At 54.5% G+C, this 24,454-nt stretch carries 22 protein-coding genes and 1 pseudogene; 13 read left to right on the top strand and 10 right to left on the bottom strand.

Translation table 11 applies throughout. From position 1 onward, the window contains the following. Nucleotides 1–291 precede the first annotated feature (291 nt). Nucleotides 292–558 carry a hypothetical protein gene (locus GGE33_RS15635; RefSeq protein ID WP_183824738.1) on the top strand — a complete coding sequence of 89 codons (267 nt, stop codon included), beginning with the start codon at nucleotides 292–294 and terminating at the stop codon, nucleotides 556–558. A gap of 15 nt (nucleotides 559–573) precedes the next feature. Here GGE33_RS15635 and ku (GGE33_RS15630) read toward each other — a convergent pair whose 3' ends face one another. The 5 genes from ku (GGE33_RS15630) to dctA form a co-directional block, all read right to left on the bottom strand. Next, nucleotides 574–1,395 carry a non-homologous end joining protein Ku gene (gene ku / locus GGE33_RS15630; RefSeq protein ID WP_183825598.1) on the bottom strand — a complete coding sequence of 274 codons (822 nt, stop codon included), beginning with the start codon at nucleotides 1,393–1,395 and terminating at the stop codon, nucleotides 574–576. A 2-nt stretch (nucleotides 1,396–1,397) separates the two neighbouring features. Further along, a complete protein-coding gene (gene ku / locus GGE33_RS15625) occupies nucleotides 1,398–2,273 on the bottom strand; it encodes a non-homologous end joining protein Ku (protein WP_183825594.1) in 876 nt (291 codons plus the stop codon). Nucleotides 2,274–2,352: 79 nt separating this feature from the next. After that, a complete protein-coding gene (locus GGE33_RS15620; RefSeq protein WP_183824735.1) occupies nucleotides 2,353–3,045 on the bottom strand; it encodes an SDR family NAD(P)-dependent oxidoreductase in 693 nt (230 codons plus the stop codon). A gap of 573 nt (nucleotides 3,046–3,618) precedes the next feature. Continuing rightward, nucleotides 3,619–4,782 carry a mandelate racemase/muconate lactonizing enzyme family protein gene (locus GGE33_RS15615; protein ID WP_183824730.1) on the bottom strand — a complete coding sequence of 388 codons (1,164 nt, stop codon included), beginning with the start codon at nucleotides 4,780–4,782 and terminating at the stop codon, nucleotides 3,619–3,621. 31 nt (nucleotides 4,783–4,813) lie between these two features. Further along, a complete protein-coding gene (gene dctA / locus GGE33_RS15610) occupies nucleotides 4,814–6,121 on the bottom strand; it encodes a C4-dicarboxylate transporter DctA (RefSeq protein WP_183824727.1) in 1,308 nt (435 codons plus the stop codon). Nucleotides 6,122–6,308: 187 nt separating this feature from the next. On the opposite strand from dctA, the gene GGE33_RS15605 reads away from it, so the two are divergent. Then, a complete protein-coding gene (locus GGE33_RS15605) occupies nucleotides 6,309–7,235 on the top strand; it encodes a LysR substrate-binding domain-containing protein (protein WP_183824724.1) in 927 nt (308 codons plus the stop codon). A gap of 68 nt (nucleotides 7,236–7,303) precedes the next feature. Here GGE33_RS15605 and GGE33_RS15600 read toward each other — a convergent pair whose 3' ends face one another. The 3 genes from GGE33_RS15600 to GGE33_RS15590 form a co-directional block, all read right to left on the bottom strand. Then, complete coding sequence (locus tag GGE33_RS15600; protein WP_183824721.1) at nucleotides 7,304–7,567, bottom strand: hypothetical protein; 264 nt, start codon at nucleotides 7,565–7,567, stop codon at nucleotides 7,304–7,306. 761 nt (nucleotides 7,568–8,328) lie between these two features. Further along, nucleotides 8,329–8,949: a hypothetical protein gene (locus GGE33_RS15595; protein ID WP_183824718.1), complete on the bottom strand. Its 621-nt coding sequence runs from the start codon at nucleotides 8,947–8,949 to the stop codon at nucleotides 8,329–8,331. 567 nt (nucleotides 8,950–9,516) lie between these two features. After that, nucleotides 9,517–10,611: a hypothetical protein gene (locus GGE33_RS15590; protein ID WP_183824715.1), complete on the bottom strand. Its 1,095-nt coding sequence runs from the start codon at nucleotides 10,609–10,611 to the stop codon at nucleotides 9,517–9,519. Nucleotides 10,612–11,117: 506 nt separating this feature from the next. Between GGE33_RS15590 and GGE33_RS15585 the strand changes: the two genes are divergently transcribed. The 5 genes from GGE33_RS15585 (at nucleotide 11,118) to crcB (ending at nucleotide 16,082) form a co-directional block, all read left to right on the top strand. Continuing rightward, nucleotides 11,118–11,321: a hypothetical protein gene (locus GGE33_RS15585; protein ID WP_183824712.1), complete on the top strand. Its 204-nt coding sequence runs from the start codon at nucleotides 11,118–11,120 to the stop codon at nucleotides 11,319–11,321. Nucleotides 11,322–11,497: 176 nt separating this feature from the next. After that, on the top strand, nucleotides 11,498–12,370 hold the full coding sequence (gene olsB, locus GGE33_RS15580; RefSeq protein ID WP_183824709.1) for a l-ornithine N(alpha)-acyltransferase: 873 nt from the start codon (nucleotides 11,498–11,500) through the stop codon (nucleotides 12,368–12,370). A gap of 453 nt (nucleotides 12,371–12,823) precedes the next feature. Beyond that, entirely contained in the window at nucleotides 12,824–13,615 is a 792-nt protein-coding gene (budA, locus tag GGE33_RS15575; protein ID WP_183824706.1) for an acetolactate decarboxylase, read from the top strand. 31 nt (nucleotides 13,616–13,646) lie between these two features. Continuing rightward, complete coding sequence (alsS, locus tag GGE33_RS15570; RefSeq protein ID WP_183824703.1) at nucleotides 13,647–15,320, top strand: acetolactate synthase AlsS; 1,674 nt, start codon at nucleotides 13,647–13,649, stop codon at nucleotides 15,318–15,320. A gap of 372 nt (nucleotides 15,321–15,692) precedes the next feature. Further along, nucleotides 15,693–16,082, top strand: a complete 390-nt coding sequence (crcB, locus tag GGE33_RS15565; protein ID WP_183824700.1) for a fluoride efflux transporter CrcB — start codon at nucleotides 15,693–15,695, stop codon at nucleotides 16,080–16,082. Between the two features lie 173 nt (nucleotides 16,083–16,255). Here crcB and GGE33_RS15560 read toward each other — a convergent pair whose 3' ends face one another. Further along, entirely contained in the window at nucleotides 16,256–17,449 is a 1,194-nt protein-coding gene (locus tag GGE33_RS15560) for an enolase C-terminal domain-like protein (RefSeq protein ID WP_183824697.1), read from the bottom strand. A 3-nt stretch (nucleotides 17,450–17,452) separates the two neighbouring features. Beyond that, on the bottom strand, nucleotides 17,453–18,757 hold the full coding sequence (locus tag GGE33_RS15555; protein WP_183824694.1) for an MFS transporter: 1,305 nt from the start codon (nucleotides 18,755–18,757) through the stop codon (nucleotides 17,453–17,455). A 207-nt stretch (nucleotides 18,758–18,964) separates the two neighbouring features. Between GGE33_RS15555 and GGE33_RS28010 the strand changes: the two are divergent. The 6 genes and pseudogenes from GGE33_RS28010 to GGE33_RS15530 all read left to right on the top strand — a co-directional run. Further along, nucleotides 18,965–19,111, top strand: a pseudogene (locus GGE33_RS28010) (LacI family DNA-binding transcriptional regulator); the annotation flags it as partial. A 108-nt stretch (nucleotides 19,112–19,219) separates the two neighbouring features. Continuing rightward, nucleotides 19,220–20,005, top strand: coding sequence for a substrate-binding domain-containing protein (locus tag GGE33_RS15550; RefSeq protein ID WP_246436143.1), 786 nt, complete (start codon nucleotides 19,220–19,222; stop codon nucleotides 20,003–20,005). A 282-nt stretch (nucleotides 20,006–20,287) separates the two neighbouring features. Continuing rightward, entirely contained in the window at nucleotides 20,288–20,776 is a 489-nt protein-coding gene (locus GGE33_RS15545; RefSeq protein WP_246436140.1) for a hypothetical protein, read from the top strand. A 56-nt stretch (nucleotides 20,777–20,832) separates the two neighbouring features. Beyond that, the gene (locus tag GGE33_RS15540; protein ID WP_183824686.1) at nucleotides 20,833–22,791 is read left to right on the top strand and encodes an AAA family ATPase; all 1,959 of its coding nucleotides are present in this window, start codon (nucleotides 20,833–20,835) and stop codon (nucleotides 22,789–22,791) included. Further along, nucleotides 22,788–23,633, top strand: coding sequence for a metallophosphoesterase (locus tag GGE33_RS15535; RefSeq protein WP_183824682.1), 846 nt, complete (start codon nucleotides 22,788–22,790; stop codon nucleotides 23,631–23,633). The genes GGE33_RS15540 and GGE33_RS15535 overlap by 4 nt, the downstream gene beginning before the upstream one ends. Then, on the top strand, nucleotides 23,626–24,453 hold the full coding sequence (locus GGE33_RS15530) for a hypothetical protein (RefSeq protein WP_183824678.1): 828 nt from the start codon (nucleotides 23,626–23,628) through the stop codon (nucleotides 24,451–24,453). The genes GGE33_RS15535 and GGE33_RS15530 overlap by 8 nt, the downstream gene beginning before the upstream one ends. Nucleotide 24,454 lies beyond the last annotated feature (1 nt).

The following is a 24,454-nucleotide window of genomic DNA, read 5'->3' as shown; positions in this document are numbered from 1 at the left end:
CAAGATCACAGGCCGAGAGCGTATCGCTTCTGTAAACCCCGCGATCATCTGCTCGAGTCCTGTTTACCATTCCTCACCACGTGGCCCAATGATCCACCAGCCCAGTTCGCCTTGGCGAGATGAGCCGATGTCAACGGCATAGTGCAGCTATCAGTCAACCTCACGCTAGGACAGAAGTGTGCCCGCATTTGATATGGACAATGATGAAGGTTATGTTGCTTGTTGCAGTTTACCGAACCCACAAAGATAATCGGCAAAGCCTTCTGTTGAACTGGTCGGAGAAGAACGCGGATGACACTGAGTGTTCATGACTTCGAAATTCGGCAGCGACTCCTACGGGCGATCGACCGCAGGGACCCATGGGAGGCCAAAGACCTCATTGATTGGCTTAAAGGACACTATCCTGAACGCTTCAGAGAATCTGAGCAATTATCTTTGGCTGCAGCGGATTTTGCAGATGAAATTGCGCGGGAAGTTGCCGATGATCCTGCGTTCCCGAAAATCGTCGATAATTTGCTAGCAATATCGGCAGCGCTTCGCGAGCAACCACGCAACTGACTTGCACCTTGCCGGTTAGCCAGCCCGGCGCGATTGCAGCTCTTTCGCCACCGACTTTTTCAACGCATCCATGATGTTGACGACATTGCTGGGCTTCTCCTCTTTGCCTTTGGCCGACTTGGAGGCCGTCTTTCTGGCTGGCTTTTTCGACTTTTTCTTACTTGCGATCAGTTTGAGCAGGCTCTCCTGGATCGGATCCGATACCATTTCAGGCGACCAATCCTTCATCCGCTTCTTGATGACCCTCTCTAGAGCCGCGACGCCATTGGTGTCTGACTTCTTATCTATGTCGGCAAAGTATTCTGTCTCTGGACGAACCTCGTCACCGAAACGCAGCGTCCAGACAACGATCCCCTGGCCGCGCGGCTCCAGTATCACTGCTCGCTCGCGGCGGCCAAGGACGAGACGCGAAACGCCGACGACATCCTGCGCCTTCATAGCCTCTCGAATGACGGAGAAGGCCTCATCGCCAATTTTCTCGTTCGCTGTCAGGTAGTACGGGGTGTCGAGATAGATCCACTCGATTCTGTCGCGGCGGACGAACTTTTCTATGTCTATGGTTCTGACCGTCTCCAATTCGACGGCCTCCAAGTCTTCATCCGTCAGAATCACGTAATCGTTTTCGCCGCGTTCGTAACCCTTCGCCTCGTCTTCGTCCTTCACGCTCTTTCCGGTAACGCTGTCAATATACTGCGAAACGACGCGATTGCCGGTATCCTTGTTCAAGGTGTGAAAGCGAACCTTCGCGCTGGCGGATGTTGCGGGCACCATTGCGACAGGGCAAGTGACGAGTGAAAGCTTGAGATATCCTCTCCAATAAGGACGACGTGGTGCCATGGTCAACTTGCCTTCCTTTGGGTGTTTTTCGACTTGCTCGCGGAAGGCTTCTTTTTCCTGCTGTTGGCGTTTGCGGCCTTTGGCTTTTTGGCCGAATTCTTTCCCTTTCCAGCACTTTCTCGTAGCGCTTTAAGGAGATCACTCGGCTTCGAGACCTTCACTGGCTTCGGTCTCGGCAGTGCCTTGCCTTCTGCCTTCGCTTTCACAAGAGCGGTGAGGGCGGTTTCGTATCGGTCATCTGTCTTTGCAGGGTTGAAATCGCCCATCTTGGTTTCGATGATATGCTTGGCGAGATCGCGCATCTCGCCTTCGACCTTCACCTTCCGCACGTCCTTAAAGGCATCTTTCGAGGACCGGACCTCGTAGTCGAAATTGAGGGTCGTGGCGATCAGACCCCTGCCGTGCGGCCGGATCAGCACGGTTCGGATGCGCCGAAAAAGCACTGTTCGCGCTATCGCGGTAGCCTTGGTTTTGACCAGGGCATCTCGGATGCAGGTGAAGGCATCATTGGCCGCTTCGTCCACAGGCACCAGGTAATACGGCTTGTCGAAATAGACATCGTCTACGCTTCTGCAGGGGATGAAAGCCTCGGCCTCCAACATCTTATCCGAGTCCGGCACGACGGCCGCCACCTCTTCCGGATCGATCATGATGTAGTCGCCACTGCCAGTTTCGAAACCTTTGACTTGCTGATCGCGCTCGACCAATTCTTCGGTTTCGCTGTCGATGAACTCGCGCTTCAGGCGATTGCCGGTTTTCTGGTTCAGCATGTGGAAGCTGATCCGATCAGCGATTGAGGCCGCAGTGTAGAGGCCGACGGCGCAGGTCAATTCTCCAATTTTGAGATGCCCTTTCCATTGGGCGCGGTGAGCGGTCATTGCTTCCTCCAAGTGACTGAAGCGATCAACCCAACTCCGGGAAGTTGGTTCCGAGCCGACCCTCAGATTTAACGCTAGCCTACCACTCAATTCGACTACCATCGTATGCGAAGAAGCCGCCAGTGTCCGAGCTCTTCAGACAATCGATAGTCGCCAGAATCATCGTTGCCGCCTCGCTCGGCTCCGTCGACGTGTGATTCGAGCCAAATGGCCGAGACAGCGGCGTGTTCACTGTCCCCGGATGGATGGCGACAATAATTGCGTCTGGCCGCTTCCTCGCAACCTCTATCGCGGTTGTCCGGACAATTTGGTTTAAGGCAGCCTTTGCCGACCGATAAGATATCCAGCCGCCTAACCGATTGTCGCCGATCGAGCCGACCCGGGCGGAAACCAACGCAAAGGCGGATCGTTTCGACTGGCGCAGCAATGGCGTAAAGTGCTTTAAAGTGAGGGCAGGGCCGATTGCGTTCACTGCAAATTGGGCAGCCATCGCATCCGGAGAAATCTGTTTGATAGTCTTCTCTGGTCCAACGCCTTCGATGGTCAACGCTCCGGTGGCGCACACGATTAGGTCGAAATGCTTTTCGGCGAGCTTACCCGCTTGCTCTGCAATACTGTTCTCATCGAGGAGATCGAGGCCATCTTCGCTTCTCGACAGCGTAAGGACTTCGCCACAAGCATCCTGCTGGAGCAGGCTCTCAGCGAGAGCTTGGCCGACACCACCGCTCGCTCCGATGACCAGGGCACGAAAGTTTTCCCCGAATGATTTCATGTAGGTTCCTTAAACAGGGGGCAGCAGGGCGCTGGCGGTTCGTATGATGTTTAGGGTCTAGCTCAGTCGCACAACCTCGCAAGCCACACTATGAATTCGGCGTTTTTGACGAGGGGTATCGGACTGCAAGATTTGTCAGGTGCTGCCGTTCTTCAGCGATGGAGTCGGCATAAAATTGTAAGCTGTCGATATCGAAATCGAGCATCAGTTCGATCAACTCCATCTCTCGCAGACGTTTCAGAGCCGTCTCAGAATCGGATACACTGCTGTGGTATGGGCCAAGGTTTTCCATAGTGGTGAAACGTTGATCGAACGAAAAAGATCACGAGAAAATCAGGCCGCTATTTGAAAGAGTAGGAGCCATGGCTCGAAGATGGCGCACGAAGCCTCAGTTGGCGTTGTTTGTCAGCGGCCTGGCCGACGGTGAGACGGTCGCGTCATTTCCAGCCGGAAGTTGGGCACCGTCATCTGACGACCACATCAAAAGGGCGCTCCCCGGTTGGGTTGAGCGCCCTCTGTCATTTTGCCGGATTGCGGCGGCGCTGAAGAAGTCACCGCCGCCTTCGGAATCCTCTATTCGGCCAGTTCCCGCATAACCTTGATCAGGTCCGACTTCCCTTCGAAGCCGATGCCGGGAAGGTCAGGCATCACGATATGTCCGTCCTCCACCTTAACGCCATCTGGGAACCCGCCGTAGGGCTGGAAGAGGTCAGGGTAGCTCTCATTGCCGCCAAGTCCGAGACCCGCCGCGATATTGAGAGACATCTGGTGGCCGCCATGCGGAATGCAGCGCTCTGGTGACCAGCCGAACTGGCGCAAAACGTCAAGTGTGCGAAGGTATTCCACCAGCCCGTAGGAAAGGGCGCAGTCGAACTGCAGGTAATCGCGGTCTGCTCTCATGCCGCCATAGCGGAGCAGGTTACGGGCGTCCTGGTGCGAAAAAAGGTTCTCACCTGTCGCCATCGGGGCATCGTAGAATTCAGAAATTGCAGCCTGCAGGGCATAGTCCAGCGGGTCGCCGATCTCCTCATACCAGAAGAGCGGATAGTCGCGCAGCATCTTGGCATAGGCGATACCTGTTTCGAGATCGAAGCGGCCATTCGCGTCGACAGCCAGTTGGGCTTCGGAGCCGATCTCCTGGAGCACGGATTCAATCCGGCCTCGGTCTTCGTCAATGGAAGCGCCCCCGATCTTCATTTTGACGACGTTGTAGCCCCGATCGAGATAGCCCCGCATCTCAGCCTGCAGTGCACTATTGTCCTTGCCTGGGTAGTAGTAGCCACCTGCGGCGTAAACGAAGACCTTAGGGTTTGCTTCTCTTCCCTTCATTTCAGCCAACAGACGAAACAGCGGCTTTCCTTCAATCTTGGCGACAGCATCCCAGATCGCCATGTCGATGGTGCCCACAGCGACGGACCGCTCACCGTGACCGCCGGGCTTTTCGTTCATCATCATGGTCGCCCAGATCTTGTGAGGATCAAGATTGGTGCCTTCATCATTCAGCAGGCTCTCAGGCGAGGCCTCCAGGATGCGGTTACGGAAACGCTCGCGGATGAGACCGCCCTGGCCGTAGCGTCCGTTCGAATTGAAGCCATAACCGACCACGCGGCGGCCGTCCTTGACCACGTCGGTGACAACCGCCACCAGGCTGGCCGTCATCTTGGAAAAGTCGATATAGGCATTCCGAATGGGGGACGAGATCGGTTTGGTGACCTCGCAGACGTCGACGATACGCATTTGCTACTCCGTTGTTTAAATATTCAGGTCGTTAGTGCTGCACGCTTGGAGCGGCAGCGGTTATCTGGCGGGGGATGTCCCCGCGTTGTTCTGCGATGACCGCCTTGACGGTTTTCTCGTCGAGAGCGCCTTCCCATCTCGCGATGGCTATTGTGGCGACGCCATTGCCGATCAGGTTCACGATTGCGCGTGCTTCATTCATGAAGCGGTCGACCCCGAGAAGGAGAACAAGCCCTGCGATTGGCACGGCGGGGAAGCTGGAGAGGGTCGCGGCGAGGGTGACGAAGCCTGCGCCAGCAACTCCAGCAGATCCTTTCGATGTCAGCAGAAGCACGCCAAGGATAAGAAGCTGACCTTCAATGCCGAGAGGGGTATTCGTTGCCTGTGCAACAAACACAGCTGCCATCGTGAGATAGATACAGGTGCCATCAGCGTTGAATGTGTAGCCCGTTGGAAGAACCAGGCCGACCACGGACTTCTTGCAGCCGAGCCTTTCGAGTTTTTCCATCATCCTTGGAAGGACGGCTTCAGATGAGCAGGTCGCCAGCACGATGAGCAGCTCATCCTTGAAGTATCGGAAGAAGTGCATCAGAGGGAAACCCGACCAGCGTGCGACTGCTCCGAGAATGAAGACGACAAAAAGAGCAGACGTCAGGTAGACGGCAAGCATAAGGTAGCCGAGGGACCAGAGCGTTCCAATGCCATGCTTGCCAATTGTGAAGGCGACGCCTGCGCCTGCGCCGAGCGGGGCGAGCCGCATGACCATCGACACAATGCGAAACAAGCACTGCAGGAAAGCATCAAGGAAATCGATGACGGGCTTGCCGCGTTCGCCGATTTGAACCAGCGAAACGCCGACCAGGACTGCGAGCAGTATGACCTGCAGCATTGCGCCTTTGACGAAAGCGTCAGCCATGGTGGTCGGGATGATATTCATCACGAATTCGATGAACCCACCCTGGGTCTGGGCTGTTTGCTGATACTGGGTGATTGAGCTGGCATTGAGCGTGCTGACATCGATGTTCATGCCGACGCCAGGCTTCATGATGTTGACGACGATCAGTCCCAACACAAGAGCTATCGTGGAGACGACTTCGAAATAGATCAGTGCGCGAGCTCCGATCTTTCCTACCTCTTTTATGTCGCCCATTTTGGCGATACCCAGGACCACTGTCGCGAATATGACCGGTGCCAGAAGCATCTTGATGAGCTTGATGAAGCCGTCGGCCAGCGGCTGTAGTTTTTGTGCAAAGTCCGGAACGAACAGCCCGAGAGCGATGCCAAGCGTTATGCCGATTAGGACTTGCACATACAGTTGACCCAGCACTTTGCGTGCCATGGCGATCCTCCTTCTCCCACGCCGCTCCTCTGCAGCGGTCGGAAAATCCGACGAGAATTTGATACCGAGGCGCGAGTGGACGATCTAATGCCGTTCGCGTTCCTATCAGTGCCGTTTCGGCATAGCTGTTGGCCGCCTTCTTAGCGTAGGTTGGTTGCGCAATACGATCGGAACCTGGGGAGAGAAGATGGATACAGCTTTGTTAGCGGATCTGATCGCCTTGTCGGAAACACTCAATTTCTCGCGTGCTGCCGAAAAAAGAAATATCACGCAGCCAGCTTTCGGGCGAAGAATCAGAGCATTGGAGGAATGGAGCGGCTTGCCTTTGGTCGATCGCTCAACGCATCGGCTAAAAATTACCCCTGGCGGGAAGATCGTTCTTGCTGCCGCTGCAGACGTCCTCAATCGTCTGGAGAAAGCGAAACATGAGCTTGATCAAGCCAAAACGGCATCGGGGACGCTGACCTTCGCAGCGACCCATGCGCTGTCCTTCACGTTTTTTCCTGGCTGGTTCCAAAGTCTCGGCCCATCGGCATCAGCATTGCCCATCAGAATGCTCTCCGACAATATGAGAGAGTGCGAGCGGATGATGTCGGAAGGCAGTGCGCAGTTCCTCCTGTGTCATTATCATCCGGAGAGCGAGATACGGCTTCAGCGGAGCGAGTATAGGCACCTGGAGTTGGCAAGCGACCAGCTCTTACCGGTGTCTGCGCGAACCTGCGATGGCAAACCGCTTTTTGCTCTCCCTGGATTGGAGAGCGAGCCGGTACCCCATATCGCTTTCGATGAGTCCTCGGGGATGGGGCGCATCCTTGCAGCGGCGATCCCGGAACGTGCTGGCCGCTTACATCTCAAGCATGTTCTGACGTCTCACCTTGCCATGGTTCTCAAGGCCCTCGCCTTGGAAGGGAAAGGAATCGCGTGGATACCCGGAAGCATCGCGAATTCCGAGCTGGGCGAAGGCGGCAAGCTCACTGTGGCCGGATCCGATGAATGGGTAGTCGGGGTCAAGATCGTGCTCATTCGGCCGAAGGCCAGGATGTCCGAGCTTGCCGAGCGCTTTTGGGCTGCAGTTGAGAGCGGCGCGGTTCAGTCCAAACCTCCCGGTGGCTGATCTGTGATCTGCAAAAAACGAAAGGCATCGCGCTGACAGGGCACTGGGCCTGGCATCTCAGGATGCATTTACGGTTGTCTGGATGCTTCCAGCTCGTGGACCCTGTCGAGTAGACGGCGCCAGCGTTCGACGTATCCCGACACGAATTGTGGATTGATCCCTGAGGCAGCCATTTTGGTCGCCAGAACATCCAGGTCGAATTTCTCAAGCTGGGTGTCCAGTGGGTAGAATTTCAGGGTGTAGCGGAAAGTTTCCTCCCAACTACGTTGAACACCTACGGTCTCGTCCAAGAGGTTTGGGCGATAAAGGGCGATGAGTTCACCTAAGGTCATGTGCGCCTTTCTATCACCATTCCATGATGGCGGAGTTGCAGGGAGACCTGCGTTCTGTGTGCTGTTAATCAAGAACGTGTAAATGTATTGCATTCGCGCATTTGTGATGGTTGGCTCCAGAGCGATTAAAAGCTGGGTTGGGGCGGTTTGTTCAGAGTGATCAGACTGACTGAAGAATGCGTGTTTTATCGGACAATCGGATCTGTCGAGCCTTGGCTTTCAGCTGGACGCTCGGAACAATCTTGCTCGTCAGTCTCAATGTTGAAGCTGCGAACTATCCATGCAGCGGTAGCAAAGGTGGTGTAGCAGGGTGCAGAGGTGAGACCTTCATATGCAATGACGGCTCGGTCAGCGCGAGCAAAAAGAGCTGTTCGGCCTCAGGCGCTGGAGCGTTGGGGCTGCTCAACAACACTGCGGATCAAATGAGCCCCGCGGTATCGGGCGAATGCTCCTGCCGGTCTGGCAACTATTGCGTAGGTCCCAGAGGAGGCCGTTTCTGCTACTCTGATAGCGGTGCGAAGAGCTATCTCCGAAAATAGGATGGCTCGAATATGTGCTTGGACTGCGGTACTAACTCCAAATGCGCGGCATCCTGCCTGGTCCTGCTTATGCTGGGTGTCCAGACGCATGTTAGGGAATCCACGGAATTGCAGGCTGTCTCCGCAGGCTTAGGCCGACGAAAAAGGTTGGAGACTGCAGTCGCTGTATGAATGTCCGAAACAACGGCTGCACACCTTGGCCCGGCTCCGCGAAAGCCGATCTTAGAATAAGTCGGAAAGCATTGGCAGGTATTCCGTCAGCTTCTGAATCGCCCATTCAGCAGCTTTACCAGCCGCGGTCTCGGCGAATTGCGAGGTTATCCAGCTCAAGGCAGATCCGAGAAGTCCGGCGAGGAGGGCGATGCGAACTTGAGAGGCTTTCAGCAATCGCCGGGCCGCGCCAATTTCAGCCAGGACTCGCTCCTTCTCCTGAGGATCTCCATCATTGGCCTGCTGGAGGTCCCTCTCGACATTCGCAAGCGCGGCGTCGGCCTCATCATGTGCTACCGTGTTGTGGTGTAGAGTCACGATCCGGTCCGAAGCGGGTATCTCATCCGGTTCGACTTCGACGACTGGGACGTTCGTATTTTTTGCTAGGTATCGCCGGAGTTCGCGTGCGTGAGGCTCGAAGAGATGGGTATTTAACTCTGAGACGATGTCGTTCAGGTTATTGGTCCTGGTTGGGAAAAAATTCATGGCAAAACGCCATCCGGAATCCTCTTTTTCCGTGAGAGCTTCTAAGAGAGCTAGCTGGCTCGAAAGCCTTTCTTGAAGATCATCAGGCCAGTTCAACCGACCAGATCCGACCATGCCGCGACCCTGCACGATAACTTCCGTAGACAACCTCTCTGCTGAAAACTGTGATCTTAGCCACGCAATGCGAGAACGAAGCGGTTCAGGGGCGTCTTCGAGGGTGCGGAACCACTGCCTTAATATTCGTGCATGATCTTGGTGACGTGCCAAAGAAACTTCGGCTATCCGGATTTTTGTGTGGATTCGTGTTTCAGCGAAACACGTCCACATTGAACAAAATTCCGAACTACTGCATCCGACTTCGGTGATGCCATCAGGCGGAACAGCAGTCCCGGTCGATGACGTCTGCGAAGGCGGACGACCGCATGCCCATCTGACGCGAGCGTCGGGGCATCGGTATCCCGCCAGCCTTGCGGCCGGTCGGGATGCGGGCGGCGGTAGCCAATCTTCGCCGCTTTAATTTTCCGATGAGCGTCCTGCCACGACTTGAGTTCAACGGGCGCCTTCCCATTCTTCCATAGACGGGAAACGCACCCTTCCTCATAGACCGGAAGGACGTCCTTTGCTTTGGCCAGACGCGCTATTCCGCGCCTGGCAATCTCACAGGCGGCCGCGCACGCATCTGGAGCGTCGAATGCCAAGTTGCCGATGGTGGAGCTATATCCACCCCACACCTCCATAACGTGGATCCCGGCAAGCCGCGCTCGGCGGGTCAGCATCTGGGAAGAAGATGGTCCTTGCCCAGTAATTCAACAGTCGATTGAGTGACCTGTTCTTTCCGCTGGAGCGGAGCTTTCCAAGCCCTTTCTCCAAGACGATCGTCCCGCATCGGTGCTTGCGAGCCACATCGATGGCTCGATCCGCGACCGCCGCGAGCGTTTCTCGTACAAGTTCGGGTGATGCATCGGCTGGTAGGTCGAGTTTGACCAGCGCATGTTCGAGAAGAGACGTCTCAGACATTCGAGACGGATCGCCCACGTTCTCGGCAACGGCTATGCCGATCCAGTTCGGGTTAAGGTCAATGCCCAGGCTTCGCCCAGCAAACGGCCGCACCGGGCGTCGGCGCTGGGGATGATCTGGCAAGTCCTGGGGATCAAAGGTCACGCTGATGTGAGTATCACCGATCGCATAGCTGACGTTGATCCGGTCTTTTTCTACGGTCCGGGAGCAGATCTCGACCAACTGGCGCATGATCGCCCCGCGATTGCCCGTCATGCGCGGTAGATGGAATAGGGCCGTGCGAGTGACAGTCTTGCCAGATCGGCCACCGCCTTCTTTCCTGCCAATCTTCACCAGGATTGTCGTTTCGTCGATCAGATGGATATTCTGATTGCCGCGGGTCTTCTGGCGATCGCCGTAGCTGACAAACGGATGTAGGCGCTTTCGGCGCCACTGCTCACAGGAGATCAAGCCTTTCCGGCGTCGCTCAAGCGCAGCACGGCTGCCGAAGATTAGCTTACCGTCGGAGCGGAGCTTGCGCTTGGCCATGCCAACCCTCGTCGCACATTGGACGGCCCAGCTATCGAGAACTCCATAGCCAACCACCCGTGCTTTGACCTGATGGCGGAGATCCTTTTCCTTGCGCGGCTTGCCGTCGGCCGCCAGCGCGTTGGCGTAGGCGGTGCGGATCGCTACCGACTGCAAACGTCGCAATTCGACGAGGAAAGCACGATCTTCATCGGAGCAATAAAATGGAATGGAAATTGTCTGCAAGGAAATTAGGAATAAAGCCTCATTACCTAAATGAGACATCGAATTTCCTTGTCCTGTCAAACGCCAATAATTCTTCAGGCCAAAACTTCCGCTCTAGTGTCGCGTTATGCCGATCGGGACCCGACAAACGGTGTTCCACACGAAAATCCGGATACCCACAACTTCATTCGTCATGGCGGCGACAATTCTCCTTGGGTTAAGTGGTAAGCTCGAGCGATTTCAAAGACGTCAGTTATGTCCCCCGCGACGTCGCAAGAAACTCCGCTGCGGTCCCTTTTTGTCAATGACGGCTTTGAGGTGGGTTATCCATTCGCCCATCTGTTGGCTGCTCTGAAAAACACTGCGGAATTTACAATTTTAAGGCGACAAATAGATATAGCTTATGCATCCATGAATTCTAAAAAAACGGATGCTTGGTTAAGGTGCGAGTAATAAACGATAAGATATCCAAGTATTTAAGTAGCTGCTGCTCTCCGCGCTCGGTGAAAAATAATACCGCACTCAATTTAGCTTCATAATCATTTAGACAGGGACAGATTGAATTCATGTCTGACAACGACAATCGCTCGATCTTTGATTTGACAAGCGAAGAGGAAGCGCTCCGCACGGTATCACTGCATCTAAAGCGCTTACATCAGGTTATTGAGCATGCAAGTGAGGTGATCGAGCGTTTGAAAGAAGTGCAACATCCGCTCGGGGCGAGGCCTGGTGATCCGGCGGAGCAAACTCTGTCTTCGATCGATCGCTAAGGAATCCTTCCTTGCTGCCGTTTTGAGTTGTCTGAAAACTTCATAAAAGGCCGTTGCCTATCCTTACGTATGGTTGCGGAATTGCGGATTGCGAATGAAGCTAATCTGATGTGCGACGTCGGAACATTTTAATGGTCTGTTTCGGCGTCTCTTCGGAACCGGTCGGGGGAAACACCATGGCAATCGAATTCCCTACCCGTGAATTGATCCTTGATACTCACTCTACACCGGCACCGCCAAACGAATATGGTGATGTATTCGGACGTATCGGCTCCTTAGAAACGCGGCTTGCACGCAACAGCCGGGAGATCGCCGCCGCACAGTCTGTTCGTTACCGTGTTTTTGTCGGAGAGATGAAAGCGATGCTGCCTCCCGTGGCAATGCATCTAAAGCGCGATTTCGACTCCTATGATGACATCTGCGATCATCTTCTGGTCATCGACAATGCAATCGAAGGTGAGATCGAGGAGCAGATTGTTGGCACCTACCGCTTACTCCGCCAAGAAGTCGCCATGGCGAATGGCGGTTTCTATTCCGCCTCTGAGTTCGATATCGAACCGCTTATAAAGCGTCATCCGGACAAGCAGTTCATGGAGCTCGGCCGTTCGTGCGTTCTACCCGAGTATCGCACCAAGCGAACGGTTCAACTGCTCTGGCAAGGCAACTGGGCATATTCACTGAGACACGGCATGGGCGCAATGTTCGGCTGCGCATCTTTCCCCGGTATCGATCCGCAGGAGCACGCACTCGCACTCTCCTTTCTGCACCAGAGCTCGCTGGTAAAGGACGAATGGATGGTTTCGGCAAAGACGGATCTCTATCGTAATATGGATCTGCTCGCCCTTGAAGAGATCGATCCGCGTCAGGCTTTGTTGGCGATGCCGCCGCTGGTGAAAGGTTATCTGCGTCTTGGTGCTATGATTGGTGATGGCGCCGTTGTCGATCAGGCCTTCAACACCACCGATGTCCTAATCGTCTTGCCCATTGCGGTTATTTCCGGACGCTATACCAACCATTTCGGGACTGATTTCACCCGCTTTGCGAGCTGACGATCCTATCGTGAGCTCTTCATTTGACGATGACAGCGGGGACAGCTTTCTTCAGAGATCGCAATTGAAGTATCCCTGGAAAAGCTTTCGCAATCAGGATGCTGATTGAACGTTGGTGTCCGAAGGACATCTCCACCCGCTATTTCATCCGAATGGTGCATCGATAGATCTAAGTTGCTTGCCGCGCCTCACATGACAATCGCACTGTCAGCCACGTGTGGTTGGTGTGGCAGTTGTTTGTTTTTCGACGCAGGCCAAAGCAAATTTGGTGCGCGTTAGTGGCCCTCCGTCTGAGGCATGAGCGACACATCCAGACGGCTATCCGCGTCCTGAAAGCTAAGTGGTCCCTCTACTGAGGTATGGGAAGCATACATCTTGGTCCAATTGCTCGTTCACTGAGTCAGCCATAGCTTCCGTGAGATACTTAGGCACGCGAAGTAGACAGGATTCTCGATGGATAACATACAACCTCTCTCCGGCGCCAATGAGCTGATCGCGTCGGCATCTGTCCTTGCGGATAGGGTCCCAAATGCTGTCGCGGGGGAAGCTTATCAGACTTCCTTGATGTCGGCTCTCGTAGATGGAGTTTACGAGGGCACCACGACCTACGGTGATCTACATTCGCACGGTGATTTCGGATTGGGAACGTTTAACGACCTTGATGGAGAGATGGTCGGATTTGACGGCGTGTTCTATCAATTGCGCTCCGACGGTAGTGTGAAAATTGTCGATGACACGCAACGTACGCCTTTCGCGCTTGTTACCTTTTTCCAGGATGTTGCCGATCTAAAACTCGAGGCAGTAACGATGTCCGAGGCGTTCAGATTAGTGGAGCAAAGCACACAGGCTAACCTCTTTTCTGCGATCAGAATTGACGGTCGCTTCCGGACGATTGTTACGCGCACGGTAAGAAAGCAGAGCCGTCCATTCCCGCCTTTGCAGGAGGCTGCGAAAGGGCAAAAGCAGAGTATCCTTCATGATGTTGAAGGGACCTTGGCCGGATTTCGCACCCCTGCCTATGCTGGAGCTTTTGGAGTTCCGGGATTTCATCTCCACTTTCTAATGGCGGATCGCAAGTTCGGCGGACACGTGCTCGATTTCGAGGTCGAAAATGCGATTGGCCGCCTGTGCCCTCTCCAGAGCTTCCACCTGGAGCTTCCCGACACCTCAGATTTTCTGAAGGCAGACCTTTCCGCGCCAGATCTGGCGGAAAAAATAAGCGCCGCAGAAGGCGGTAACTCTTAATCTAGCCCATCAATAGAGATCGGAAAAGATAATGACCAGCTTTAGTGAAACTGCGCAAACTGGCGCGGACATCGTTGTCGAGACCCTCGAGCAGCATGGTGTCACGCATGTCTTTGGTGTTCCGGGCGCGAAGATCGACAAGGTTTTTGACCGTTTGCTGGACTCGTCGATCACGACTGTCGTTTGCAGGCACGAGCAGAATGCGGCCTTTATCGCGGGCGGAATTGGGCGGATGACCGGTAAGGCTGGCGTAGCTATTGCCACTTCGGGGCCTGGTGTATCGAACCTCGCAACCGGCCTTGCTACCGCACACTCCGAGGGTGATCCGCTTGTTGCTCTAGGAGGCGGCGTGGCGGTTGCCGACCGGCTTAAGTCGTTACATCAGACGCTCGACTCGGTGAATGTGCTGAAACCGGTCACAAAGTTTGCAGCAGAGGTAGATTCTCCTGCCGCGACGGCCGAGGTCCTTTCGGCAGCGTTCCGCGCAGCTGAAAGTGGTCGTCCCGGTTCTGCGTTCGTCAGCCTCCCCATTGACGTTATGAATGCGCCTGCGGCCTGCAGGCCGATCCGCCTCCGTTCAATCCTCGAACAAGGCGCTGGCTCGACCGCCGCTATCGCGGAAGCAGCGCGACTGATCGACGAGGCTACGAACCCGGTGGTGCTACTCGGTCTGATGGCAAGTAAGCCAGGTGCTGCGAATGCCATTAGACATTTGCTGAACAAGAAGGCGTTGCCGGTTGTAGGTACCTTTCAAGCGGCTGGCGCCCTATCAGAACGGGAGTTCGCGATGTTTGGCGGTCGCGTTGGTCAGTTGGCAAACCAGCCGGTGGATCAGCTCCTGGAATCGGCTGACCTGGTCGTCACCATCGGATACGACGCCATCGAATACTGGCCGTCAATCTGGAATAAGGATAACGACCGAGCGATTGTCCACATTGACGTCGTCCCGGCTCAAATCGAAAACGACTATAATCCATCGGTTGAGATCATCGGGAACATCGAGGAGAGCCTGTATCAATTGAGCGTGCTCATAACGCGTTCGGTACTTAGCAAAAGGACGAGCTTACTACTCGAACAGATCAAACATGACCGCGCGAACCTTTTGGCGGAAGCAGCAGTTCAAGGAGGCGATCCAATCCACCCTTTCAGGATCATTGCCGAGCTGCAGAAATTCATGTCCCCTGACGTGACCCTTTGCTCGGACATGGGATCGTTCAGCCTGTATCTCTCGCGTTACCTGACCAGTTTCCGTGCACGCCAAGTTCTTATTTCCAACGGCCAGCAGACACTCGGTGTCGCGCTTCCGTGGGCGATCGCCGCCAGTATCGTACGCCCGACTGAAAAGGTCCTTTCAGTTTCCGGCGACGGTGGGTTTCTGTTCTCGGCTATGGAGCTTGAAACGGCGGTACGGTTGAGGTCGAACCTCGTTCATATGGTTTGGATCGACGGGAGCTACAACATGGTGGCGGCTCAAGAAGAGCTCAAATACGGGCGTCATTCCGGTACCGACCTTGGATCTGTAGATGTTGTGCGATACGCAGAGGCATTCGGCGCCAAAGGTTTCCAGGTATCAGGGCCTGACGACCTTGCAACCACACTTCGAAGCGCTTTCGATATCCCTGGTCCAGTCTTGATTGGCGTCAACGTGGATTACACAAAGAACGCACAGCTCTTTGAGGCAGTACATCACGACAGCATCCTTTAACCACTGTTTCGTTAGGTGCCTGTTCTAGCTGCTTTGTGAGCCAGGCTTCCTATCTCACGCGTTCAACCAAGTGGCTTTAGGCCCACTGCCATTGTGGTCGAATCCTAAGCCATCTTCAACCGCGCAGTGCCCACGGAACGCGGGCACTGCGCAAGTTAATCAGCTCGAGGTATCGAAGCTGAGTGTGACCGGAAGGGTGCTACAGGTATCAATTAAAGAATTCGGCTTCGATCGGAATCGATCAACCGCTTCTGGCACAGTCTTGGCAGCTCCCGAAGTCTCACAACAGGCAATTACCTATCTGTATGTATGGTTGCGCGATGGCGCACTCGAATTGAAGCTAACCCGATGTGCAACATAGCGAGCATATGAATGGTTTATCTTGTCGTTTTTTTCGGCGCCGGAATTGGTGGTGTCTTAAGGCAAATCGTCAATGTCGTTTCGGCGAGGCTACTGGGTCTCCACTTCCCGTATGGTACGTTGACGGTAAACATCGTTGGATCGATCGCAATGGGCGCCATAACGGCGCTCTTCGCACTCAAATCGGATCTCCCTCAAGAGCTCAAGCTTTTCTTGACGACGGGTATTCTTGGTGGTTTCACGACGTTTTCAACGTTCTCGCTTGATGCGGTCAGCTTATGGGACGCTGGGCACCAGAGTGCGGCATTCACATATGTTTTGGCTTCGATAATCCTTTCACTCGCGGGATTGGCCGTGGGAATGGCCGTCGTCAGCTGGAGTTTGTCGAACTCAGCTAGCTAAAGACGAGAGAATGAGAACATCGTCGTCCAAAATGGGCGCAGTTGGAAAAGTCGTGAACTTTACCGACTGCATCCATTTGGCGATGGACACTCCAATCCAACGAAACAGAAACGGTTTAAACTGGCTTTCGTTGGGGCAATTGCAAAATCAGAGTCTCGCTTCGAGGGCTCCTGCTAGTCGCTGAAAACGATTGCCTCGTTCTCAATCTTGGACGTGTCAATTTCCATCGCCATCCCCGGTCTGTCAGGCACATTAATCATGCCATCAATCACATCCAATGGGTCAACTAAGAAGTGCTGGTGAACGGCATTCCATTTGACCAGATACTCCTGATAGGGAGTATGGATGGGAGACTGTGTTGCAGAAAAATGCGCGGTCGCAAAAGTCGAGTGGCCATGAGGAATGGTCACGACATCATAAGTGGTCGCAAGAGCCGCGATTTTCAGTGTTTCGGTAAGACCGCCGCACCAATAGATATCCGGCTGAATAACATCCAAGGCACCCGCATCAAGAAACCGCTTAAAGCCCCAGCGCGTATACTCATGTTCGGCGCCGGAGAGGGGGGTGCAGATGCGTTCCCGAATTCTCGAGTAGCTCTCGATACGGTCCGGCATGACACATTCCTCGAGCCAACGCGGCTTGTACTCCTCAATCCGTTCGGCTAGCTCGACAACATATCCGACATCCATTGCCTGCCAGCAATCGAACATCAGATCATAGTCTTCGCCGACTGCCTCGCGAAGCGTTCGAACCAACTCGATATTCTTCTTCAAGCCATCCGCACCGCTCATCGGGCCGTGACGGAAGAACCACTTCTGTGCACGGTATCCTTTTTCCTTATACTCGACTGCGCGTTCGTGGACTTTACCAGCATCGAGCACTGCGAACCCGAGCATTGAGGCATATGCTGGGATAGTCGTCTGTGTAGGTCCACCCAGCAGGCGGTACACCGGCTGATTTAGCCACTTCCCCCGCAGATCCCAGAGTGCACAGTCGATGGCACTGATGGCCAGCATCGCATCGCCCTGTCGTCCATGCACCATGCCACGATGCATTTGATCCCAAAGCCTTTCGCCAGCGATCGGATCTTGGCCGATCAGAAACCGTCGGAGTTGGCGTGCGATAATGAATGCAACGCCTTCCGGTATCGGACCAGCAAGTCCAGTTACACCTTCATCGGTGTGAACCTCAACGAAGTAGGTGACGATCTTGAAGCCGTCGGTAGTCTGCGTACCACCTTCGTGGTCGTTACGGGTCCGATATTCGGGATAGATATCAATGGGACGGACGAGGCGTTCTTCCCAATGATCTCCATTGGTCGGCAAGGTACCATGAAGTTGGCGTAGCCGAATTTCTGTGATGCGCATGAATTAAGTCCTCTTGGAAGCGGCGCTGGCACGACCGAAGGTCAATGTGATTGCCGTGAGTACGATCATCGACATGGTTGCCATGATAGCGAGCCAGTAGAAGCCGCCATTAAAGTTTCCAGTCTGGTCGCGAATGATACCGATCACCCACGGATTGATGACGCTGGAAAGGTTGCCCAACGAGTTAATAAGCGCGATGCCGCCTGCCGCGACCACACCACTAAGAACCGCTGTTGGTAGGCCCCAGAACACTGGCATGGCCCCAAATACCCCCACAGCCGCGAAGCAAAGTGAAATGAGTTTGAGCGTTGGATCGTTTATCCAAGCAGTAACTAGAAGGCCGATTACGGAGATACCGAGTGCCAGATAGTTCGTAGCAACTCGCCTTCCGGGCTTGTCGGCGAGGCGTCCAAGCAGAAGCATGCCGACCGCGCCGAATGCATATGGGATGGCGGCAACAAAACCTGACTGCAGTTGGCCGAAACCGAACTCCTTCAGGATAAGCGGCAGGAATGTGCTCACTGCGCCATTGAGATTGGTCAATCCATAATACATCAGGCAGAACAGCAAAACCTGTGGGCTCAGCAGTGCCTTGAGAAGCTGTTTTCCATGGCTACCCTGGCCCACCATGGCTTTTTCGGCTCGCTCCTGCTCCAGTCGTGAAATGAGCCATGCCCTTTCTTGCTCTGACAGAAACTTCGCTTGGGCTGGCCCGCTTGGCAGCAGGAAGGGGATGAAGAACGCGAGAATGATCGCGGGAATGCCTTCCACAATGTACATCCACTGCCAACCGTGAAGGCCCATCGCGCCATCGAGCTCAAGAAGGATCGTCGAGAGTGGAGTGCCCAAAACGAGTGCGATTGGGATGCCAGTCATGAACATGCTCATGATGCGGCCTCTGTACGCAGCGGGAAACCACAAGGTCAAATAGAAGACAACGCCTGGGAAGAAGCCAGCTTCGGCGGCACCTAGAAGCGCTCGAACTACGTAAAGACTCTCAGCGCTCCAAACCAAAGCATGAGCTGCGGAGATAAGACCCCAAGTTAACATAATGCGGGCGATCCACCATCGTGCGCCGAACCGTTCAAGCGCCAAATTGGATGGTAGTTCCAGCAAGACGTATGGGACGAAGAAAACGCCTGCGGCAAAGCCGAATGCTGCGGTCGACAGTCCCAGATCCTGGTTCATTGTAAGCGCGGCGACACCCACGTTCGCGCGATCAAGGATCGCGATAAAATAACCAAAGATCAAAATCGGCAGAAGCCGCCGGGTGATTTTACCGAGCGTCTCCTTCTCTAAGGTATCCATGATTCCTCCACCATAAAACCTAAAACGAAACGTTTCCGGTTTTTCTCCTCTATCGAAACGATGTGAGGCGTTAGAATATGCCCGCAAACATGGGCTTCATGGTCGCGCAGCACATTAAGCAATTCCGCCTCCCGGAAACGTTTCCGGAAGTTGTCACTCAAGCCTCGCCGTGTCAAGAAGGCTATCGGACGATAAAAAAGGGACAGCATGCGCAAGCGCTCAGGCATAGGCATACGTGAGTTGGCTTCTCAGTTGGGGATGTCAATCAGCACTGTCTCGCGTGCAATGAACGATAGCGCTGATGTGAGTCTGGAGACGCGTGACAGGATCCGCGCGGAGGCGGAAAGGTTGGGCTACCGACCTAATCAATCAGGTCGAAGCCTCCGAAGCGGAAGTACCAACACTGTCGCGTTGACGATGAGAACTGATATTGGGCGTACGGTAGCGGGCGAGACCTTTTTCATGGCCTTGAGTGAGGGGCTCCAAGGAGCATTAGCCAGTGCCGGAATGGATTTAATTATCCTGCCATGCTCGTCGGATCAGGATCAAAATGAGTTTTTGTACCGCGCTGTGGACCGCCATTTAGCGGATGCTTTTATTATCTCAAATATTCAACGATATGACGCGCGGGTTGATTATCTACTGAAGGCTCAGGTTCCATTTGTTGCTTTGGGAAGCAGCGAGACCAGGGGAGACTATGCAGCTCTCGATCTTGATTTCGGTTCAGTTGCCGCGGACGCTGTCAGGCGTTTCGTTAAGTCGGGTCGGACTCGCATTGTACTGGGACTGACGTCTCAGGAAACCAATAGCAATTTCAAGTTTCTGGAAGGGTATCGACGCGGGTTGAATGATGCGGGACTACCCTATGACGACACCTTGGTTCTTCGACCTTACGACAGGATCGCCGGAGGACATGAAATCGCCAGTAGTCTACTGGACATTGATCCTCGACCCGATGCAGTCCTTCTCATTCAGGAAACGATGGCGATGGGCTTGTATCAAAAGCTCCAAATAAGCGGACTTGAGCCCGGGCGCGATGTTGCGGTTATTGGCTTCAGAGAAAACCCTGTTTGCCGATACTTGTCGCCCTCGTTGACGTCCTACCGTGTTGACCTTCGACAATACGGACACCGCCTCGGTGAGCTGATGATTGGCGAATTGGCCGCTGACCGTGTTTCGTCGAACATCACGAATGTTCCTCGGCTGGAGCTTTGGAAGATGAGCCCAAGCGAGGGACGCAGCGGGTAGGTCGGAGGCTCGCCCTTGAAGCCGCGGCGAACCGTGGCACGAAACTAAGTCGTTGACAGGATCGATTTCGTTCCGTATTTGTTCCTTATGACCAAGATCGCTCGACCCACGATACGAATAGGCCATTGAACTTCCCCGAACAGGGGATTCGGTTCCATGTCTATTTGAGGGTTCACGATGAGCATCTCTTCTTCGCACTCCAGTGCGTCATTGAATACCGTACAGATTTTCTATCCACTCAGCACAGTTCGTTGTGAGGGCCCGGTCCTATTCAGAGACCAATTGGCCCGCGACGTTGCATGTATTCTTGATGTCAATGACGATATCATTTCGTGGTCATGCAGGTCTGTGGCGCTTTCCCACAAAGGTCAGACGTACCGCCCCGATTTCCTGATTAAGGGCAAGCAGGGAGCATTCCTCTTGGACGGCGTCCGAGAGGAGGGGCCACCAGATTGGGCGCAACGTGCTGCCAAGACCGCTGGTCTCAGCTACGAGCAGGTAGAGAGCCGATCGCTTCCGCGCGTTCGCCTGAAGAATGCCAAGGATCTCCTCCGCTATGCTCGTTACGAAGCCGCGCTTTCAGACCGAATTCGTCTCCTTGCCGCGCTTGATGAGTGCTCTAGCCTGACGGTGGCGGAAGCGTTGATGGTATTTCGCGAAACGAAACCGATGGCTGGTTTAGCTTCGATGGTTTTGCATCGCTTCGTTTCGATGGATCTAGACGAGCGGCTCATCGGACCCGAGACGATCGTCCGACGCATACTCGACTGAATCCCACAATCCCCCCTGTCATTTTACGACCGCTATTTGGCGGCGAAGGAACCACTATGTCTGTATTTTCCAGAACCGAGAAAATCGGCTCGGGCGTCCTCGATCACGCTTTCCACCGTATCTTCCTTGCTTCAATTCACACTCAACCCGCGTTCGCCTTGGGCGCTCCTGGGTTGTTGGTACTACTGACGCCGCCCGCGCAATCAGCGGAGGATTTTGAGCCCTCAGCCACTGTTTATCTCAACGAGAACCTCGAGGCATCGAGCTCCCTCACATCAGGTTATCTATTGGTCGCGGCGAAGGACAAACCCGAAAGGATCAAGGCATCCTTCCAGTCCGCATGCTTCCCGAAAAGACGGGCGATCGTCATTTCCGAAACTCCGATCCTGCCAACCGAGATTCTTGTCGCGGCTGATGCAACCGTGCAGATGGAGTCGGTGACCCCCGCCGATCTGCGAGAAGCGTGCAGGACGGCATTGGACTTATCCATCACGACGGGCCAAGCATCGAGGCTTTTGACCTATCCTCGGGATATCATGGTTAGCGCCCTCAGGCGGGACCGGCCTATTTCAGATAGCCTTCAACGACTGAAGAGGTTTGCTCCAGAAACCACTCGCGTAGTTCCTTCGATCGAGAGTAGTCCGCGACTTGATGAGCTTCACGGCTACGGCGAAGCAAAGCAGTGGGGTCTACAGTTAGCGGATGATCTGAAACGATGGAAACGCGGATCGCTCAAATGGTCTGACGTCGATCGCGGTTTGCTTGTTAGCGGCCCGCCAGGGGTCGGGAAGACTGTCTTTGCGAAAGCTTTGGCAGCGACGTGCGAAGTTAATTTTGTTGCGACCTCACTCAGTCAGTGGCAGGCCAAAGGCAGTCTCAACGACCTTCTCAAGGCAATGAGATCAGACTTCCAAGCCGCTGCAAATGAGGCGCCAAGTATCATCTTCATCGATGAACTTGACTCCGTCGGAAGTCGAGAAGCTTTCAGCGGTGATTATGCCAATTATTCGGTCCAAGTCGTGAACGCACTTTTGGAGTGCCTCGACGGGGCTGCGTCTAGGGATGGGGTGGTGGTAGTCGGAGCCACGAACCACCCGGACAAGATTGACCCTGCGGTCCTTCGGCCGGGGCGACTTGATCGACATGTCGCTATCAAGCTGCCGAGTGAAGAGGATCGGTTAGCAATCCTACGTCAACTTCTGGGGCGGGACCTCACTTTCGATATTCGGGAATTGGGCCCTCAGACGGAAGGGATGGCAGGTGCCGATCTTGCTCAACTCGTCCGCGATGGCAAAAAAAACGCGAGACGGGAAGCGCGGGCGCTCAAATTGACAGACCTTTCAGCGACCCTACCGGAGATGCTGCATGTAGTTGGTGAGTATCGGCGATGCGTGGCGATCCATGAGGCAGGGCATACCATTGTTGGAACTGTCATCGACTACGGGAAATTTTTGGGCGCATTTATCCGCAATCAACTTAATCCTCGTTTTAGGACCCAGTCCGCTGGGAGCGCGGTGTTCGAACGGCCCATGAATTTGTTCGGCAACGCGCAGCAGTATCGCGATGAGATTTGCATCCTTTTATCTGGCATGGCCGCCGAACGCTTGGTGCTGGGCAGTCATGGCCACGGATCAGGCGCTGGGCGAGACAGTGATCTCGCCGCGGCCACCGATCTGGCCTTGCTAATGGAGACAAAACTAGGAATGGGCAACCGGTTGTTGCAGCTGGGAACCGGAACCGCGTGGGATGCCATTGGAAATCAGCAAGTCCCATGGCTGGTTGATCGCGTCGACTCGATCCTTTCCGAGGAGATGAAGCGCTCAGAAGAGATCCTTCGAGAGCAAAAGACGCTCCTTCTCAAGGTCGTAAACGATTTGTATGAGCACGGTTGCATGTCGCCCGCCAGGCTCGATGAACTGCGTCGTGAAACCAGCAATTTGAAGCGACCCAATATTTACCCCTCAACTCGGAAATCACGAACGACCCGATCCACCAAACAGGAGATCCGGTCATGAAGGCCTGGGTTATTAGCGACTTACACGCCTCTCGACTGGACCTGTTACATCCGCGGCCCCTCATCATCCCAGAGGCGGACATCTGCATTTATCCAGGTGACGTCACGGATGATATCAAAAGGTCCATCGATTATCTGAAGTCTGAGATCGCTCCGCATATGCCCGTCGTCGCGACCTTGGGCAACCATGACTATTATGGATCTTCAATCGACGGAACACTTGAGTACGCTCGCAACGCTACCATCGGCACGAACGTACATGTTCTGGAGAACGGGGTATTTCAGAAGGATGGTGTCCGGGTGATCGGGGCAACCCTCTGGACCGACTTCGAGATCGATGCCCATTCTGAGGGACACCTACCGCTTAGCGCTCGTCGTGACCTGGCGATCAGAGAATGCACTCGACGCATGATGGATTTCTATCAGATTGTTCTGCCGCAGAGACGGGAGGACGGCGGGCTGCATCTGATCTCCGCAGATGATCTGCTTGAACGCCATTTGGCTAGCCGTGCGTACATTCAAAGCCAACTAGAGGTGCCGTTTGATGGAACGACCGTTGTATTGACGCATCACGCGCCATCGCCAAGATCACTTAGCCCCCAATTTATTGGTCACATTACGAATGCAGCATTCGCTTCCGATCTGCGCGAGCTGATCCACACTTGGCGACCGCAATTCTGGATTCATGGGCACATCCATCATTTCTCGGATTATCTTGAGGGGGACACGAGGGTGCTATGCAATCCGCGCGGCTATCACCGAGAGGTGGATGTTGTCGGCTTTCGCCCTGGCTTGGTGATTGATCTGTCTAGTCAAGCAATCAAAGGGTTCGACGATGAGTAAATTGAAAATTTACTGGAAAACGGTTTGGTCGAACGGTGATCCGACCCACGTTGTGCAGGTGCCTGGCGCCACGACCTCAGAAGTTCGAGATATTGAATTGCTTGCCAAAGCTGAGGGTTACAATATCGCTGATGACGGTTGGAAGCCGACCGAGACTTCACAGCTTAGCAGCCTGTTCGAAGTTCTGCAGGCAAAAGGATATGATCTGAAATTTGAGCCTGAGAATCCGGATGCGCCATTTAATCTGGAGCGGTTGAGCCTCCTCCCGCGTACGCGCGACGAGTTGGAGAGTTTGTCAAATTTCATCTTGCAGGAGTTAGCCGGTTATTGCCCTGTGCAAGCGGAAGGAGAAGTTGACGGCCAACTTTTCTATTTTCGTGCGCGGGGATCTCACTGGCGGATCGAGATTGGAAGCAATGAGACAGGCACGAAGGGACCGAAGTGGTGGCATGCCGAAGATTGGCCAGGTGAAACTGGCTTTGAGGCTGGATACCTATCAGATGAAGATGCCATCGGTTGCATCTTAAAGTCGGTGTCGATTTTTCGTGCGGGGGATCGGGATCGTTTCAGGAAGGGCCACCCCGAATACGAACGCACAATTCTTGAAGGGTGGTCGATCGGCGCCCTGAGCCTCCAGCGTGCGGCTCGGCGGCTGAGCATGGCCGGACGTCAGGCGATGGAGCGTGCAAATGCTCACGGCATTGAGTTGCCTTACTACGCGGACCAAGAGCTTCGAGCGTTGGATGCGAAGCCTAGCACGGTCATCGTCCTCGATAAGGCGACTGGTGAGTGGCGTGAGCTGCCTGATGAGGACGAATGAG

This window comes from Aliirhizobium cellulosilyticum (assembly GCF_014198105.1).
Taxonomy (GTDB): Bacteria; Pseudomonadota; Alphaproteobacteria; order Rhizobiales; family Rhizobiaceae; genus Neorhizobium; species Neorhizobium cellulosilyticum.
The sequence above is the reverse complement of the archived record's forward strand: the minus strand, read 5'-3'. Positions and strand labels throughout refer to the sequence as shown.

What these genes read in the sequence shown, in the direction of transcription:
- GGE33_RS15635 (WP_183824738.1), top strand. Translation starts at nt 292, where the DNA reads ATGACACTGAGTGTTCATGACTTCGAAATTCGGCAGCGACTCCTACGG.
- ku (WP_183825598.1), bottom strand. Translation starts at nt 1,395, where the DNA reads ATGGCACCACGTCGTCCTTATTGGAGAGGATATCTCAAGCTTTCACTC.
- ku (WP_183825594.1), bottom strand. Translation starts at nt 2,273, where the DNA reads ATGACCGCTCACCGCGCCCAATGGAAAGGGCATCTCAAAATTGGAGAA.
- GGE33_RS15620 (WP_183824735.1), bottom strand. Translation starts at nt 3,045, where the DNA reads ATGAAATCATTCGGGGAAAACTTTCGTGCCCTGGTCATCGGAGCGAGC.
- GGE33_RS15615 (WP_183824730.1), bottom strand. Translation starts at nt 4,782, where the DNA reads ATGCGTATCGTCGACGTCTGCGAGGTCACCAAACCGATCTCGTCCCCC.
- dctA (WP_183824727.1), bottom strand. Translation starts at nt 6,121, where the DNA reads ATGGCACGCAAAGTGCTGGGTCAACTGTATGTGCAAGTCCTAATCGGC.
- GGE33_RS15605 (WP_183824724.1), top strand. Translation starts at nt 6,309, where the DNA reads ATGGATACAGCTTTGTTAGCGGATCTGATCGCCTTGTCGGAAACACTC.
- GGE33_RS15600 (WP_183824721.1), bottom strand. Translation starts at nt 7,567, where the DNA reads ATGACCTTAGGTGAACTCATCGCCCTTTATCGCCCAAACCTCTTGGAC.
- GGE33_RS15590 (WP_183824715.1), bottom strand. Translation starts at nt 10,611, where the DNA reads ATGTCTCATTTAGGTAATGAGGCTTTATTCCTAATTTCCTTGCAGACA.
- GGE33_RS15585 (WP_183824712.1), top strand. Translation starts at nt 11,118, where the DNA reads ATGTCTGACAACGACAATCGCTCGATCTTTGATTTGACAAGCGAAGAG.
- olsB (WP_183824709.1), top strand. Translation starts at nt 11,498, where the DNA reads ATGGCAATCGAATTCCCTACCCGTGAATTGATCCTTGATACTCACTCT.
- budA (WP_183824706.1), top strand. Translation starts at nt 12,824, where the DNA reads ATGGATAACATACAACCTCTCTCCGGCGCCAATGAGCTGATCGCGTCG.
- alsS (WP_183824703.1), top strand. Translation starts at nt 13,647, where the DNA reads ATGACCAGCTTTAGTGAAACTGCGCAAACTGGCGCGGACATCGTTGTC.
- crcB (WP_183824700.1), top strand. Translation starts at nt 15,693, where the DNA reads ATGGTTTATCTTGTCGTTTTTTTCGGCGCCGGAATTGGTGGTGTCTTA.
- GGE33_RS15560 (WP_183824697.1), bottom strand. Translation starts at nt 17,449, where the DNA reads ATGCGCATCACAGAAATTCGGCTACGCCAACTTCATGGTACCTTGCCG.
- GGE33_RS15555 (WP_183824694.1), bottom strand. Translation starts at nt 18,757, where the DNA reads ATGGATACCTTAGAGAAGGAGACGCTCGGTAAAATCACCCGGCGGCTT.
- GGE33_RS15550 (WP_246436143.1), top strand. Translation starts at nt 19,220, where the DNA reads ATGGCCTTGAGTGAGGGGCTCCAAGGAGCATTAGCCAGTGCCGGAATG.
- GGE33_RS15540 (WP_183824686.1), top strand. Translation starts at nt 20,833, where the DNA reads ATGTCTGTATTTTCCAGAACCGAGAAAATCGGCTCGGGCGTCCTCGAT.
- GGE33_RS15535 (WP_183824682.1), top strand. Translation starts at nt 22,788, where the DNA reads ATGAAGGCCTGGGTTATTAGCGACTTACACGCCTCTCGACTGGACCTG.
- GGE33_RS15530 (WP_183824678.1), top strand. Translation starts at nt 23,626, where the DNA reads ATGAGTAAATTGAAAATTTACTGGAAAACGGTTTGGTCGAACGGTGAT.